The organism is Chryseobacterium cupriresistens, assembly GCF_046614675.1.
GTDB classification, from domain to species: domain Bacteria; phylum Bacteroidota; class Bacteroidia; order Flavobacteriales; family Weeksellaceae; genus Chryseobacterium; species Chryseobacterium cupriresistens.
This window is the reverse complement of sequence record NZ_JBKKJT010000001.1, coordinates 448,534-463,646: the sequence shown is the minus strand read 5'-3', so window position 1 is coordinate 463,646 and position 15,113 is coordinate 448,534. Positions and strand designations below refer to the sequence as shown.

Below are 15,113 nucleotides of genomic sequence, written 5' to 3'. Positions count from 1 at the left end.
ATGATTAAATCTTTTAATCAGATATTACATATGAATAGGTCTTTTTGCTGTAGCATCCAATGCAGCTTCTTTGATAGCTTCTGCATAGGTTGGGTGAGCGTGAGAACTTCTTGCGATGTCTTCAGCGCTTGCACGGAATTCCATAGCAATTACCCCTTCTGCAATAAGGTCAGCAGCTCTTGCTCCTACGATGTGCATCCCTAAAACCTCATCAGTTTTTTCGTCTGCAATAATCTTCACAAGACCGTCAATATCACCACTTGCACGGCTTCTACCTAAAGCTCTCATCGGGAAAGATCCTACTTTGTAAGCAACACCTTCTTCTTTTAGCTGCTCTTCAGTTTTACCAACTCCAGCAACTTCCGGCCATGTGTACACAACACCAGGAATCAGGTTATAGTTGATGTGAGGTTTTTGTCCTGCCAATGTTTCAGCAACGAAAACTCCTTCTTCTTCAGCTTTGTGAGCAAGCATAGCCCCTTTGATAACGTCACCGATCGCATAGATATTAGCAACATTAGTCTGCAGGTGATCGTTTACTTTTACTCTTCCTCTTTCGTCAAGCTCTACACCTGCTTTTTCAAGACCAAGACCGTCTGTATAAGGTTTTCTACCTACAGAAACCAAACAGTAATCTCCTTCTACAACTACTTCTTCACCTTTTTTATCTTTAGCCGTGATCTTTACAGTATCTCCGTTTCTTTCAACTGCAGAAACCGCAGTGGAAAGCATAAACTTCATTCCTTGTTTTTTAAGAACTTTAGTCAATTCTTTGCTTAAAGCTCCATCCATTCCAGGGATGATTTTATCCATAAATTCAACAACAGTTACCTGTGCTCCTAATCTTAAGTATACCGAACCTAGTTCAAGACCGATAACTCCACCTCCGATTACTACTAAATGCTTAGGAATTTCTTTAAGGTTTAAAGCTTCCGTAGAAGTAATCACTCTTTCTTTGTCTAAAGAGATGAAAGGCAGTGTAGATGGTTTAGAACCTGTTGCAATAATGGTATATTTAGACTCGATCGTTTCTGAAGAACCGTCGTTTTTAGTCACTTTAATCTGAGTAGCAGATTCGAAGCTTCCTACTCCTTCAAAAACAGTAATCTGATTTTTGTTCATCAGGTAGCTGATTCCGTCAGTATTCTGTTTGATCACTTCGTTTTTACGTTCGATCATTCTGGCAATATCCGCTTGCGGCTCGTTGATGATGATTCCGTGACCTGCAAAATTGTGTTTTGCATTTTCGAAATGCTCAGAGCTGTCAAGAAGCGCTTTTGACGGAATACATCCAACGTTAAGACAAGTTCCGCCTAAAGTTGAATATTTTTCAATAATTGCTGTTTTGAAACCTAACTGTGCTGCACGGATAGCAGCAACATAACCACCGGGACCAGAACCTATTACGGTAACATCGAATTGACTCATGTTATTGTATGAATTTGTTTATTATTATCTATCTTAATTCTCACAAATTTACATATAAATTACCAAGCACCAAAGTGAGTTTTATCAATTTTAAAAATGATAATTATATGCTCTAGTTTTATGAAAAGTATTATTTTATGAATTTTATATTTTCTTCATTGCCTTCCTTCAGATAAATTGCGGTAAATACAAGCGGTTTTTCAGCTGATGCATTATCAAAATGAAGGATTTTTACATTTTTAGGTTCGTAAAAAGCATCTCCTGTATGAAGTACCACTTTCTCATGTCCTTCTATTTGAAAAACGGCTTCTCCGGAATTAATGATTCCTAAAACGGGACAGGGATGCAGATGCTCGGGAGCTCCTTGTCCTGCAGCCATAGTTATTTCCTGAATCTCTGTGGATTTTACTTTCTGATCAAGAGCAGTTTTTAATAATTCTTTTCTGGAGATGGTCTTCTGCTGAGCAATCATAACAACAGAGTTCAGCATTAAAACAGCGAAAATAAGTGGCTTCATAGATCGGTATTAATTGTAAGAAATCAGTATAGCAAGATTATATATTCAACTTTCCTTGTCCAATGGTTCCCGTACTTTCAAAAAATGAGCCTCCATAGACATACCATTCAAGGCTTTCCAGATATTCTACTGCATTTTCCGGAGTGATGTTGGGACGGTCTTTTTTCGAAACAATTCCTTTATACCATCTCCCTGATTTAGGATAATGCTCATATTCCACAAAATAATGAATCCATATTCTTTGGCACAACTTGCACTGTTGAATCGTTACTTCTCCATATCTTCCGTTGGTATGATCAATTCCTAATGCTGAGCTTCTATATTCTGTATAGCTGGAGTTCGGTTTCTCGCAGGCGCATCCTAATTTTTGGATTTTATTCATGAATAAAATTGTTTTTCAGATAAAATTTGTAGCCTCAAAAGTAAGAAATTAACAGTCTATAAAGCAAATGGAGTCATTATGGTTTGATCAGATCCAATAAGACCTTTTCATATTTATCCAGAATAATATTCTTCGAGAACCTTGATTTAATAGAATTTTTTACAGCATCCCGATTATAATTGCCCTGAAGTATTCTTACAATTTCCTGGGCAAACCTGTCATGGTTCTCAATATCTGCAATCTCTCCATTTATATTATGCTGAATAATCTCATTAATTCCTCCGGGACAGTTGTTGGCCAAAGAATAAGTTCCGCAGGCACCAGCTTCCAGAAGAACGTTGGGAAAGCCTTCGTATCTTGAAGAAAGCACAAATAAATCCGCATATTTCAGATACTGGTATGGATTTTCCTGTCTGCCGTGAAAAATTACTTTTTTTAATCCTAAGAGCTCCTTGGTCTGAAGCAGCAGATCTTTATCTTTTCCATCTCCTAAAATATGAAGCATAATGTTTTCATTCTTCAGCCTTGAAAAAACTTTCAGCAAGTTATCAAACCCTTTTCTGGAAGACAGATTTCCAATGGCCACTACATTTTTATAATTGTATTTGAAACATTCAGGTTTTAAAGAAATAGCCATTTTATCTTCAATAAAATCAAAGTCTACAGGATTATTGATTTTGATAATTTTTTTCTTTTTAATATTAAAATTATCCACAAGATCTTTCATCATATCATCGCTTTGAGCAATGATTTTCTGATAGTTATTGTAAAAATTATAGAAAAACTTAATCTCTTTGCGGGTTACATGCTGAGTCACCACATTAGTTTCCCTTGCAATGAATTTTGTTCTTGGAAAAAGTTTTATGAACAGGGACAAATAAGCATTTACTTCACCAAAACCGGAGAATACAATATCTGGTTTTCTTCTATAGATTTCTCCTAAAATGGGTTTTAAAGAATGTCTTATTCTTTCGGTATTGATATCGATAATTTCTACATCTTTTTTCAGAAAATTCAAATATCCGCCTTGTTTACGTAACAGCAAAATCTTAGGCTCAAACCTATCTCTGGAAAGATGATTCGCTATTGTGGTAACAATCCTTTCTGCGCCCCCAGTTTCTAAGTCCGGCAGAATAAATATGACAGATATTTTTTTCATCCTATCAAAGTTACTAAAAAGTTTAGTTATCTTTCAAATATTGGAATACTGAAGATTTACTATTACTAAACCTAGCAGTCATTGTTAACGCAGCAAAGCAATCTTAATGGTAAAATTTTATTTATTGGAATTGCAAAGGCGCAAAAAAATTTTATAGTATAATGTTTTAAGGCGCAAAGATTTTATCTCCGATAAAATCGTATTCTGTTAAAATATGTTCATAATACAATATTATCCTTCCTTGCGTCCTTGCGTTTTCCAATATGAACCCTTCATAAAGTTCTTCTGTGGAAGAATTTCTTTATATGTATTGTCTACTATACTAATTAGTTCGCTACGTCACTGATGAATTTAATTCTCAACATTCTTACTTCTTCATCCGAAAGTTCATCCCCGAATTCATCCAGCAATACTTTCATACTGTCACTCTCAGATTCATTCATGAATTCCATGAATCCGTCTACAATGTCTTCATCAAAATTATCTTCAATATAGTAATCGATATTCAGTTTTGTTCCCTGATAGACAATTCTTTCCATTTCTTTAAGAAGTTCATCCATAGAAAGGTTTTTAGCTCTTGCTATATCTTCAAGGTCAATCTTTTTATCAGTGCTCTGGATGATGAAAACTTTATGGCTGGATTTATTGGCCACCTGTTTTAATACCATATCCTGAGTACGTTCGATATTGTTATCTTCTACGTATGTTTTGATGTAATCTGCGAATTCTTTACCGTATTTTTTGGCTTTTCCTTCACCTACACCATAGATTTTGGTGATCTCATCTACACTTATTGGATACTGAACCGTCATATCCTCCAAACTTGGATCCATAAATACGGTGTATGGTGGAATTCCATGTTTTTTGGCTACTTTCTTTCTTAATTCTTTCAACAGGTTGAAAAGGTTCTGATCCAGCCCTCCTCCAGCCTGCTGCTGTACCTGGTCGCTCTCAGCTTTTGCCTGAGTAAGATCAAATTCACGGTCTTCAGCAATTAAAAAGATGTCTTTAGATTTACCATTCAGGACACTTTTTCCTTTCTCTGTAATTTTTAAAACCCCGTAGGTTTCAATATCTTTCTGTAAAAAATTCTGAACAGTGGCCTGTCTCAAAATTGTTTTCCAGTAATTATCTTTTTCGTCTTTCCCAAAACCAAAATGAGAACTTTGTTCGAGTTTATAAGATTTTGTTACCGCATTTTCTTTTCCTACGATAACGGAAATCAGGTCTTTAGATTTGAATTTTTCTCCTGTATCACTGATCAGCTCCAGCGCCTTTTTTAAATCTGCTGTAGCATCCTTTAATTTTGGTGGATTGGATGAATTGTCACACATCTTTGCTCCGTCTCCGTTCACAGGATCGAAACTTTCTCCAAAATAGTACAGGATATATTGTCTTCTGCTCATGGAAGTTTCAGCATAGCCCACCACTTCATTCAGAAGCTGCAATCCGATTTCTCTTTCAGAAACAGGCTTCTGTGCCAGGAATTTTTCCAGTTTTTCGATATCCTTCGGATCATAGAATGCCAGGCAGTGGCCTTCTCCTCCGTCTCTTCCAGCTCTTCCTGTTTCCTGGTAATAACTTTCCAGTGATTTCGGGAAGTCGTAATGGATCACAAAACGTACATCCGGTTTATCAATTCCCATCCCGAAGGCAATAGTGGCTACAATAACATCTACCTCTTCCATCAGGAATTTATCCTGATTTGCTACTCTTACTTTTTGGTCAAGACCGGCGTGATAAGGCAGGGCGTTGATTCCGTTCACCTGCAGAAGCTGGGCAAATTCTTCCACTTTTCTACGGCTCAGGCAGTATACAATTCCTGATTTTCCTTTATGCTGATTGATAAATTTTACAATTTCCTTATCTACATTGATTTTAGGACATACTTCGTAATAGAGATTAGGACGGTTAAAGCTTTCTTTAAACACCAATGCATTGGTCATTCCTAAAGTTTTCTGAATATCATCCTGAACCTTAGGAGTAGCAGTAGCCGTTAAAGCAATCACCGGTACATTGGCGATTTTGTCTATAATCTGTTTCAGATTTCTGTATTCCGGTCTGAAATCATGTCCCCACTCTGAAATACAGTGAGCCTCGTCGATAGCAAAGAAAGAAATTTTCACTTCTTTCAAAAAATCCAGGTAATCATCTTTAATTAATGATTCAGGAGCTACATACAGAAGCTTGGTTTTGCCGCTTTTGATATCGTCAAAAACCTGTTTGGTCTGCGTTTTGTTTAATGATGAATTCAGTACGTGTGCTACCCCATCATCAGATGAAAGGCCGTTCACGGCATCTACCTGATTTTTCATCAACGCTATCAGGGGCGAAACTACTATTGCCGTTCCTTCCGAAATAAGAGCCGGAAGCTGGTAACATAATGATTTCCCGCCACCTGTAGGCATTAAAACAAATATATCCTTCCCATTCAATAGGTTATCTATAATCTGTTCCTGCTGGCCCTTAAATGTAGAAAACCCAAAATACTTTTTCAATTCGCCTGATAAATTGGCTTTTTTTGCGCTCATCTAATTTTCTATTGCTAAATTTGCATCTCACCCAAAGTTATAAAAATTCTGCTTAAAATAAAAGCGAACGAATTTATAAAAAATAAAATTTATATTAAATATTCTTTTTAAAATATAACATTTTTTAAGAACTTTTTTGTATACCTTATCATCGTAAAATGGATAGAACCAACATTATATCAATTGCAAAAAGCACTTTAGAAATAGAAATTTCTGAACTTGAAAAATTAAAAAACAGAATTGATGACGAATTTGCCAGTGCAGTAGAGATCATTCATTCGGCAAAAGGGAAGCTCATTGTGGTAGGAATTGGAAAATCTGCGCATGTGGGTAACAAAATTGTTGCTACATTAAACTCAACCGGTACGCCTTCACAGTTTTTGCATGCTTCGGAAGCGATTCATGGTGATCTTGGAGTTATTCAGAAACAGGACGTGGTTTTGTGTATCTCAAATTCAGGAAATTCTCCGGAAATTGCCAATCTGGTTCCTTATTTAAAAGATTACTCTTCTTCTTTAATTGGCATGACCGGAAACAGATCCAGTAAACTGGCAGAATTTTCGGAAGTTATTTTGGATACTCATGTTGATATCGAAGCCTGCCCGAATAAACTGGCTCCCACCAGTTCTACTACAATACAAATGGCATTGGGCGATGCGCTAGCTGTTGCTTTAATGGAACTGAATGATTTCAAAGCGAATGATTTTGCCAAATTCCACCCGGGAGGAAGTTTAGGAAAAAACCTGACATCAAAAGTAGAACAGTTCCTTTCTTCTCAAAAGCCTCAGGTTACGGAAGATTCTTCAATAAGAGATGTCATTATTTCCATCAGTGCCTCGAGCCACGGAATCACGGTGGTAACGAATGGAGACCAGATTATTGGCGTTATTACAGACGGAGATTTAAGAAGAATGCTGATGAAAGGAGAAGATATCAGTAAGGTGTCAGCAAAAGATATCATGTCTGCCCGTCCGAGAACAATTGAAAAGGGTGCTTTGGCTAAAGAAGCCATGAAAATTCTGAAAGAAAATAATATCGGCCAGCTTGTAGTAACGGAAAACGGGAAGTATTTTGGGATTATCGATCTGCATAAACTGTTAGACGAAGGAATTAATTAGAACTTATAAATCAGAGGAGATGTTAAACTGAGGAATGATTTTGCGGATTACAGGTAAAATCTAACTAATCATTCACAGACTCTTGCTTCTGTCATTTTTTTTATAAATTTGCGCTTTAAAATTTTATTCTGTGAGTGAAGGTAAAGACATGTCCTTTCTTGGGCATATAGGAGAATTAAGAGGGCACCTGATCCGATCGATTATTGCTATCATAGTTGCCGCTTTTGTGGTAGGCTTTAACATCAACTGGATTATGGACCATATCTTTTTTGGCCCTACCAGAAATGATTTCCCTACCTTCAGACTTGTAAATCATTTTTCAAGAATGATTTTAGGTGAAGACAGTATTCATCTTCCAAAGGACTTTCCTGTTCGTGTACAAAGATTGTATCAGCAGTTCAATGTCATGATGGCTGTTTCAATTTTTGGCGGAATGGTAGCGGCATTTCCCTATATTGTATGGGAACTGTGGCGTTTTATCAGTCCGGCTTTACATCCGAGAGAGAAAAAAAATTCTATTTATATTATTAATGCGGTATGGATGCTTTTTATGACCGGAGTTTTATGCGGTTATTTTCTTATCCTTCCGTTTGCAGTCAATTTCGGAGTTATTTTTAAAATCTCAGATATTATTGTTCCCCTTTATGATTTAAGTGATTATACCACATTATTTTTACAGGTGGTGTTGGGTATGGGTGTTATTTTCCTTTTCCCGATTCTGATCTATTTCCTTACCAGCATTGGAATTCTTACGCCTGCGTTCATGAAAACTTACCGTCGCCATGCCATTGTATTAATTATGGTAGTAGCTGCAATCATTACTCCGGCAGACGTTTTAAGTATGCTGATGGCCGCATTCCCGCTGTTGATTTTATATGAATTCAGCATCATGATGTGTACATTCACTTATAAAAAAGTACAGAAAAACAACGCAAATCTTCCTGCAGTACAGAAATAAACAGTATTTTTTACTCATAAAAGCATATGCGCTACTATTCAGTTGAATAGTAGCGCTTATTTTATATAAAAACATTAATCTTAATTAGATTTATTCTTAATTTAATTAAAACAACAACAAAATTTAACCAAAAATATAAAGTTTAGAATAATTAACACAGTTATATCAACATTTCTTTTAAAAAAATACGCTATCTTTAAAAACTTTAACAACAATCAATAAAAATATGAAAAAGAAAATTATTTTCGTCTGTGCACTGGCTTTAAGTCTGGGCGGTTTGCAGGCACAACGCTGGGAACCTGTCTCGGAAAAAATTACCCCGATAAGAAAGGAAGTAAAGGTAGAATATGCTTACAAATTTGATCTTTCTGCACTAAGAAATCAACTAAAGGATGTTCCTGAAGCAGGAAAAGGAGGAAACGCTGTAATCGTTTCTATCCCTACAGCAGATGGAAGAATTGAAAGGTTTTCGGTTTACAGTTCGCCCGTAGTTGAAAAATCAATGGCAGACCGATACGAATTGGGAGCATATGCCGGTATCGGGTTAGATAATCCACATAAACAAATCCGGTTCAGTACAGCACCTAATGATTTCCAATCTATGACATTCGATACTGATTCAGGAAAATACGAATTTATAGAACCGATCAATAAAGAAAAGGATGTATACGGGGTCTTTTTCAAATCCAACAAATCCCATGAAGACCCTTTCGAATGCAGAACTGCTGAGCCTGAAAAGGCAAAGAAAGAAATGAATAAGCTTCTTAAAACAAAAAATGTTTTGAAAGGATTAGGTAATGCTAATAAAAGTAACGAACAAAAATACAGAACCTATAGAATTGCCATCTCGGTAAACGGTGAATATACACAGCTTGCCGGAAGTGTTCCTTTGGCAGCAGCACGTATTAATGCTACGATGAACCGTGTAAATGGTGTTTTTGAAAAAGATTTTGGGATCCACATGATCGTACAGGATCTTCCACAACTTATATTTGCAGATCCCGCTACAGATCCTTATTCGAATGTAATTACCAATTCAAATGGTACCTATAGCGCTCCCGCAGCATGGAACCTTCAGCTTCAGCAAACCCTTACCAATACCGCTGGTGTAGGTAACGCTGCCTATGATATAGGACATTTCTTTGGCCACAGAGGTGGTGGAGGCAGTGCCGGAGATGTGGGAAATGTCTGCAGAAATCCTGAAAACAACAATGATGCGACTTCCAAAGGAGCGGGAATCACTTCTCCTTCTACTCCGGATCAGCCTTTTGGAGATAATTATGATATCGATTTTGTAGCTCATGAAATTGGTCACCAGTTTGGTGCTGCACACACCATGTCTATTGCTTTGCACGGAGCACACATGGAGCCGGGATCAGGATCTTCGATTATGGGATATGCCGGTATTACCAACTATAATGTTCAGATGCATTCTGATGCTTATTTCCATACCAAAAATATTGAAGAAGTAGGAGCCTACGTTAATGCTCAGGACTGTGGAATTATTACAAATGTGGCAAATACACCACCTTCTATTCAGCCAATGGCTAATAAAATGATCCCTAAAGGAACAGCTTTTGTGTTAACAGCTTCTGCAACAGATACACAAAATGATCCGATGACCTATACCTGGGAACAGTATGATCTGGCTACGTCTGCTTTTGGTCCGGTAAGTGCAACCAGAAATAATGGTGCGAATTTCAGATCTCTGATGCCTACCACTTCCCCTACCCGTTATTTCCCTAAATTCACCAACGTTCTTAATGGTACTCTTACCAGCCCTACAGACTGGGAAACTGTATCCAATATCCCAAGAACCATGAATTTCAAGGTAACAGTGAGAGATAACAATCCGGATGCTGCACAGCAACAGACACAAAGCAGTCTGATGAAAGTAGACATAGGAAATGAAGGTCCTTTCAAAGTAACTTCAACCACCGTTTATAATAATACGCCTGGAGCGGTTACCTGGGATGTTGTCAACACGAATAATGCTCCATACAATGTTCAGAATGTTAAAATAGATTATACTACAGATAATGGAACGACATGGACAGTTATCAGTCCATCTACTGCCAATGACGGATCTGAGCCGTTTTCATTCTCTTCTCTGGCTACAGGTACCGGTGTAAAAATAAGAGTAAGTGCCATTGATAATGTATTCTATGCCATTGGGAATGCTACTGTTTCCGCATCAGCGGGCGCCTGTACAACATCTGCTCCTACAGGAGTTACGGTAAGTGGTATTACCAGAACATCTGCATCTGTAAACTGGACAGCGTTAGTTGGAGCAACGTATTCTGTACAGTACAGAAAAGTGGGGACAGCCACATGGACTACCATTCCTGTTTCAACAAATTCTTATACTATTTCAGGGCTTACAGAAGCTACTCAATATGAAGTACAGATAGCCAATGTCTGCGGAGGTTCGGTTGGTTCTTATTCAGCATCAACAAATTTTACCACATTATCATTTACCAAATGTTCAATCACAGGAACAAATGCTGCTGACGAGTATATTTCCAATGTTACAGTAACCGGTGCGGGTATGAGCCCTGTTTCAAATAGCAGCAGCAATACACCTTATACAGACTATACTACAGATCCTTCAAAACTGATTACGCTGATGTCCGGATCTACAGGAAATAATGTAAGTATCACCAAAGGATGGACAGGTTCTCAGTATAACGACGGAGTAACCGCCTGGATAGATTTTAACAAAGACGGAGTATTCTCTTCTTCTGAAGTCATCTATACCAGTGCACCTAGTATCTTATCACCTGTTTCCGGAACATTCTCTGTACCGGCAGACGCGTATACGGGAGGAAACGTTATTATGAGAGTTGTATTAGGATATGAAAGCCAGCCAAGCAGCGGATGCAGCAACCAGCAATATGGTGAGGTTGAGGATTATCCGGTGTTGATTCAGCAGCAGCTTTCCACGAGTGAGACAGTGAAAGATAAGAGTTCAATCCAGATCTACCCTAACCCGGCAAGTGATATATTGAATGTAACTGAAATCTCATCTAAAGCTCAGTTTGTCATTACGAATATGGCCGGTCAGAAAGTAATGAACGGACCAATTAATGATCATAAGATCTCTGTTTCAAAATTAACAACAGGAACTTATATTATTTCAATTGAAGACAAAGGAACGACTTCAAATCTGAAATTCATCAAAAAATAAAACCTAACCCGTTTTTAGAGCCCGGCAATGACCGGGCTTTTTTTATGCCTTTCTAAAATCTGTATTTAATTTGATTTCCGGCATCGGGCTATTAATTTAATTTTATACTTTTGAAAAGATTTAATAACAGTTTACATGAAAAAATTGTCATACACACTCTTATTTGCATCAGGACTGGTTTTCGGACAGTTCTTTGAAAAAGATAAGACTTTCACCAAACAGGATACTTTAAAGGGTTCCAATACCGAGTTCAGAAATTTTTGGGATGTCAAAAAATATGACCTTTCCGTAGAACCGGACTTTGAGCAGAAAAGTATCAAAGGAAATAATAAAATCAGTTTTGAGATTATAAAAGATATTGCTAATCCTGTATTTCAGATTGACCTTCAGCAGCCTATGAAAGCTGACAAAGTGGAAGGAAACTTTCCTATCGCCAATTACAGACAGGATGGAGACTTTATTTTCATTACAGGGAATAAAAAATTCAAAAAAGGTGAAAAATATACGATTAACGTCATCTATTCCGGAAACCCAACCATTGCTAAAAACGCGCCCTGGGATGGCGGATGGGTTTTCACTAAAGATGAGAAAGGAAATCCATGGATGACTGCTGCTGACGAAGGCATAGGAGCTTCCATATGGCTTCCTACCAAAGATATCTGGAGTGATGAACCTGACAACGGAATCATCATGAAAATTATAACTCCTAATGATCTGGTAGGTGTGGGTAACGGCAGACTCACTGATAAAAAAACAGCCGGAAATAAAACTACTTATACCTGGGAAGTTAAAAATCCTATCAATGCCTACTCCATTATCCCCAGTATAGGAAAGTACGTCAATTTTAAAGATGTATTTGAAGGCGAAAAAGGAAAACTGGATCTGGATTACTGGGTAATTGACTATAATCTGGATAAGGCAAAAAAACAGTTTCAGCAGGTGAAGCCTATGCTTTCCGCATTTGAATACTGGTTTGGCCCGTATCCGTTTTATGAGGATTCATACAAACTTGTAGAATCTCCTCACCTTGGTATGGAACATCAGAGTAATGTAGCCTATGGAAACAAATATCAGAATGGCTATTTGGGCAGAGATCTTTCCGGGACAGGTGTGGGGCTGAAATGGGATTTCATTATTATTCATGAAAGCGGCCACGAATGGTTCGCCAATAATATCACAGCAAAAGATCAGGCTGATATGTGGATCCATGAAAGTTTCACCAATTATTCCGAGACTCTTTTCACGGAAAAATATATGGACAAAAAATCTGCTGACACCTATGTTCAGGGGATCAGGAAATTGATAGACAATGACATTCCTATTATCGGCCGTTATGGTGTAAGAAATGAAGGCAGCGGAGATATGTACCCGAAAGGAGCCAATATGCTTCACACGATAAGACAGGTTATCCATAATGATGAAAAATTCAGACAGATTTTAAGAGGTTTGAATAAAGATTTTTATCATCAGACGGTTACCACACAACAGGTAGAAAATTATATCTCCTCAAAATCGGGAATCGATTTTTCAACGGTATTTGATCAGTACCTGAGAACAATAAAAATTCCAACCCTTGAGTATGCCCAGGATGGTGATACTTTAAAGTTCCGGTATACCGATGTGGTAAAAAACCTGAAATTACCAATCATCATCAATGGTGATCAGACCATAACTCCAACGGAAGAATGGCAGACTGTAAAGCTTAAAAAGAGTACTCCGGTTGAACTAAACCCGAACTATTATATCAATTATAAGGAAACGAAATAAAGAAAAAGGCAAATCCGAACATCAGCAGATTTGCCTTTTCGCTTTTTTAACCTTGAAATTTTAAGAAAAGTTTAATACTTTCTTCGTAACAAATTCAGAAAAAAAGCAACTATTTAACTATTAATTTAAACCTAATGAGAAAAACAGTACTTAGCCTTGGTATTTTTGCTGCTTTTTTAGCAAATGCACAGTCTATAAAAACCACTATTGACCTTGTCAACGTAAAAGATGATAAAGTAGCCGTTACCATGGAGTTCCCAAAAATGAAATCCGGTGACATTAAATTTCATTTCCCTAAAACAGTTCCGGGTACTTATTCTGTAGACGACTACGGAAGATTCATCGAAGGAATCAAATTTTACGATAATAAAGGAAAAGAGCTTACTTATACTAAAGTAAATGACAATACCTATTCATTGAAAAATGCTCAGGGTCTTTCCAAAATCTCTTATCTTGTAAATGACAGTTTTGATGATGAATTGGATACCTCTAAGCATAAAGCCGTATTTTCTCCTTCAGGAACTGATATTGAAGAAGGAAAGATATACATGATCAATACCCACGGATTTATCGGATATATCGAGAACATGCAGGATGTTCCTTATCAGCTTGTCATTCAGAAACCCACTGATTTCTACGGAACGACAGCGCTGGTAGATCAGGATAAATCTGAATCAACAGATACCTATACTCTTGCCAACTATGCTAAGGTGACCGATTCACCATTAATGTATACAAAGCCGGATTATATTACCTTCAATGCCGGAGGAATGGATCTAGTGCTAGGCGTTTATTCTCCGACAGGAAAGTATAAAGCTGCCGATTTCAAAGAAAATCTTGAAAAAATGGTGGTTGCCCAAAAGAAATTCCTGGGCGATATGAACACGAATAAAAAGTATGCTATCATGCTTTACCTTTCCGGTGGTGACGGACCAAGAATCAAAGGTTTCGGAGCATTGGAACACCACGAATCGACAAGTGTGGTACTGCCTGAAGCAATGCCGAAGGATGCCATTGACAATACCATTACAGATGTCGTTTCCCACGAGTTTTTCCATACGGTAAACCCTCTGAAAACCCATTCCGAAGAGATTCATTATTTTGATTATGCAGATCCGAAAATGTCTCAGCACTTATGGATGTATGAAGGCGGAACAGAATATTTTGCCAACTTATTCCAGATCCAGGAAGGTTTGATCAATAAAGATCAGTTCCTTGAAAGAATTGGTGAAAAAATTGCCAATTCCAAGAGCTATGACGATACAATGCCATTTACAGTAATGAGTAAAAATGTATTGGTAGAGCCTTATAAAGATCAGTACAGAAACGTCTATGAGAAAGGAGCTCTTTTAGCCATGTGCTTAGACATCGAGCTTAGAAAATTGTCCAACGGAGAAATGGGATATAGGGATATGATCAGAAAATTGTCTCAGAGATTTGGTGAAAACAAACCTTTCAAAGATGATAAACTGATTGACGAATTGGTAACAGTTACCGGATATCCTCAGGTAAAAGAATTCTACAACAAATATATCGCAGGAAACCAGCCAACACCTTATGCACAATATCTGAGCATGGTAGGGGTGGATATTAAAAAGCAGGAAAGCCAGCCTTTGTTCTGGTTTATCAAAGACCCGAACCAGACAGGTTTTGATGAAAAGACCAATGCTTTTGCTTTTGATGAACATTCTGCGCTTTCTCCGTTTGCGAAAAGTATCGGATTTAAAATCACAGACCAGGTACTTGCTTTAGACGGAAGAACGGTAGATATCAAAAAGGTACAGGATTTTATTGGTTATACAAGAACCATTAAAGAAGGACAGGAAGTTACGGTAACCATTCTAAGAGACAATGCCGGCAAAAAAGAGAAAATGACATTGAAAGGAAAGGCTATTCTGGATAAAATGACCATGGAAACACTTTCTTTCAAAGCGAATCCAACACCGGAAGAACTGAAACTGCAGACTCAGTGGCTTACAGGTAAAAAATAAAGTGAAAAGCGGGGAAAATTTCCCTGCTTTTTATTTTTATCAGCTTTATCTTGATACAAACCTAACAGGTTTTCA

Annotated in this window: 10 protein-coding genes; 5 read left to right on the top strand and 5 right to left on the bottom strand. The window is 37.5% G+C overall.

The window, feature by feature from the left end:
- Window positions 1–24: 24 nt before the first annotated feature.
- The 5 genes from lpdA to recQ form a co-directional block, all read right to left on the bottom strand.
- A complete protein-coding gene (gene lpdA, locus ACLI50_RS02185) occupies window positions 25–1,428 on the bottom strand; it encodes a dihydrolipoyl dehydrogenase (protein WP_047429636.1) in 1,404 nt (467 codons plus the stop codon).
- A gap of 130 nt (window positions 1,429–1,558) precedes the next feature.
- Window positions 1,559–1,945, bottom strand: coding sequence for a cupin domain-containing protein (locus ACLI50_RS02180; RefSeq protein WP_395973829.1), 387 nt, complete (start codon window positions 1,943–1,945; stop codon window positions 1,559–1,561).
- Between the two features lie 37 nt (window positions 1,946–1,982).
- The gene (locus ACLI50_RS02175; protein WP_202838800.1) at window positions 1,983–2,327 is read right to left on the bottom strand and encodes a hypothetical protein; all 345 of its coding nucleotides are present in this window, start codon (window positions 2,325–2,327) and stop codon (window positions 1,983–1,985) included.
- 76 nt (window positions 2,328–2,403) lie between these two features.
- Window positions 2,404–3,486, bottom strand: coding sequence for a glycosyltransferase (locus ACLI50_RS02170; protein ID WP_343640588.1), 1,083 nt, complete (start codon window positions 3,484–3,486; stop codon window positions 2,404–2,406).
- A 326-nt stretch (window positions 3,487–3,812) separates the two neighbouring features.
- Window positions 3,813–6,017, bottom strand: a complete 2,205-nt coding sequence (gene recQ, locus ACLI50_RS02165) for a DNA helicase RecQ (RefSeq protein ID WP_120231409.1) — start codon at window positions 6,015–6,017, stop codon at window positions 3,813–3,815.
- Between the two features lie 158 nt (window positions 6,018–6,175).
- On the opposite strand from recQ, the gene ACLI50_RS02160 reads away from it, so the two are divergent.
- The 5 genes from ACLI50_RS02160 to ACLI50_RS02140 all read left to right on the top strand — a co-directional run bounded on the left by ACLI50_RS02160 (window position 6,176) and on the right by ACLI50_RS02140 (window position 15,038).
- Window positions 6,176–7,135, top strand: a complete 960-nt coding sequence (locus ACLI50_RS02160) for a KpsF/GutQ family sugar-phosphate isomerase (protein WP_202838795.1) — start codon at window positions 6,176–6,178, stop codon at window positions 7,133–7,135.
- A 130-nt stretch (window positions 7,136–7,265) separates the two neighbouring features.
- The gene (gene tatC / locus ACLI50_RS02155) at window positions 7,266–8,093 is read left to right on the top strand and encodes a twin-arginine translocase subunit TatC (protein WP_202838794.1); all 828 of its coding nucleotides are present in this window, start codon (window positions 7,266–7,268) and stop codon (window positions 8,091–8,093) included.
- Window positions 8,094–8,319: 226 nt separating this feature from the next.
- A complete protein-coding gene (locus ACLI50_RS02150; protein ID WP_411413056.1) occupies window positions 8,320–11,280 on the top strand; it encodes a reprolysin-like metallopeptidase in 2,961 nt (986 codons plus the stop codon).
- Window positions 11,281–11,415: 135 nt separating this feature from the next.
- Window positions 11,416–13,047, top strand: coding sequence for a M1 family metallopeptidase (locus tag ACLI50_RS02145; RefSeq protein WP_343640596.1), 1,632 nt, complete (start codon window positions 11,416–11,418; stop codon window positions 13,045–13,047).
- Between the two features lie 134 nt (window positions 13,048–13,181).
- Window positions 13,182–15,038 carry a M61 family metallopeptidase gene (locus ACLI50_RS02140; protein WP_202838791.1) on the top strand — a complete coding sequence of 619 codons (1,857 nt, stop codon included), beginning with the start codon at window positions 13,182–13,184 and terminating at the stop codon, window positions 15,036–15,038.
- Window positions 15,039–15,113 lie beyond the last annotated feature (75 nt).

Excerpts from the sequence above, each read along its gene's own strand:
- lpdA (WP_047429636.1), bottom strand. The coding sequence starts at position 1,428 with ATGAGTCAATTCGATGTTACCGTAATAGGTTCTGGTCCCGGTGGTTAT.
- ACLI50_RS02180 (WP_395973829.1), bottom strand. The coding sequence starts at position 1,945 with ATGAAGCCACTTATTTTCGCTGTTTTAATGCTGAACTCTGTTGTTATG.
- ACLI50_RS02175 (WP_202838800.1), bottom strand. The coding sequence starts at position 2,327 with ATGAATAAAATCCAAAAATTAGGATGCGCCTGCGAGAAACCGAACTCC.
- ACLI50_RS02170 (WP_343640588.1), bottom strand. The coding sequence starts at position 3,486 with ATGAAAAAAATATCTGTCATATTTATTCTGCCGGACTTAGAAACTGGG.
- recQ (WP_120231409.1), bottom strand. The coding sequence starts at position 6,017 with ATGAGCGCAAAAAAAGCCAATTTATCAGGCGAATTGAAAAAGTATTTT.
- ACLI50_RS02160 (WP_202838795.1), top strand. The coding sequence starts at position 6,176 with ATGGATAGAACCAACATTATATCAATTGCAAAAAGCACTTTAGAAATA.
- ACLI50_RS02150 (WP_411413056.1), top strand. The coding sequence starts at position 8,320 with ATGAAAAAGAAAATTATTTTCGTCTGTGCACTGGCTTTAAGTCTGGGC.
- ACLI50_RS02145 (WP_343640596.1), top strand. The coding sequence starts at position 11,416 with ATGAAAAAATTGTCATACACACTCTTATTTGCATCAGGACTGGTTTTC.
- ACLI50_RS02140 (WP_202838791.1), top strand. The coding sequence starts at position 13,182 with ATGAGAAAAACAGTACTTAGCCTTGGTATTTTTGCTGCTTTTTTAGCA.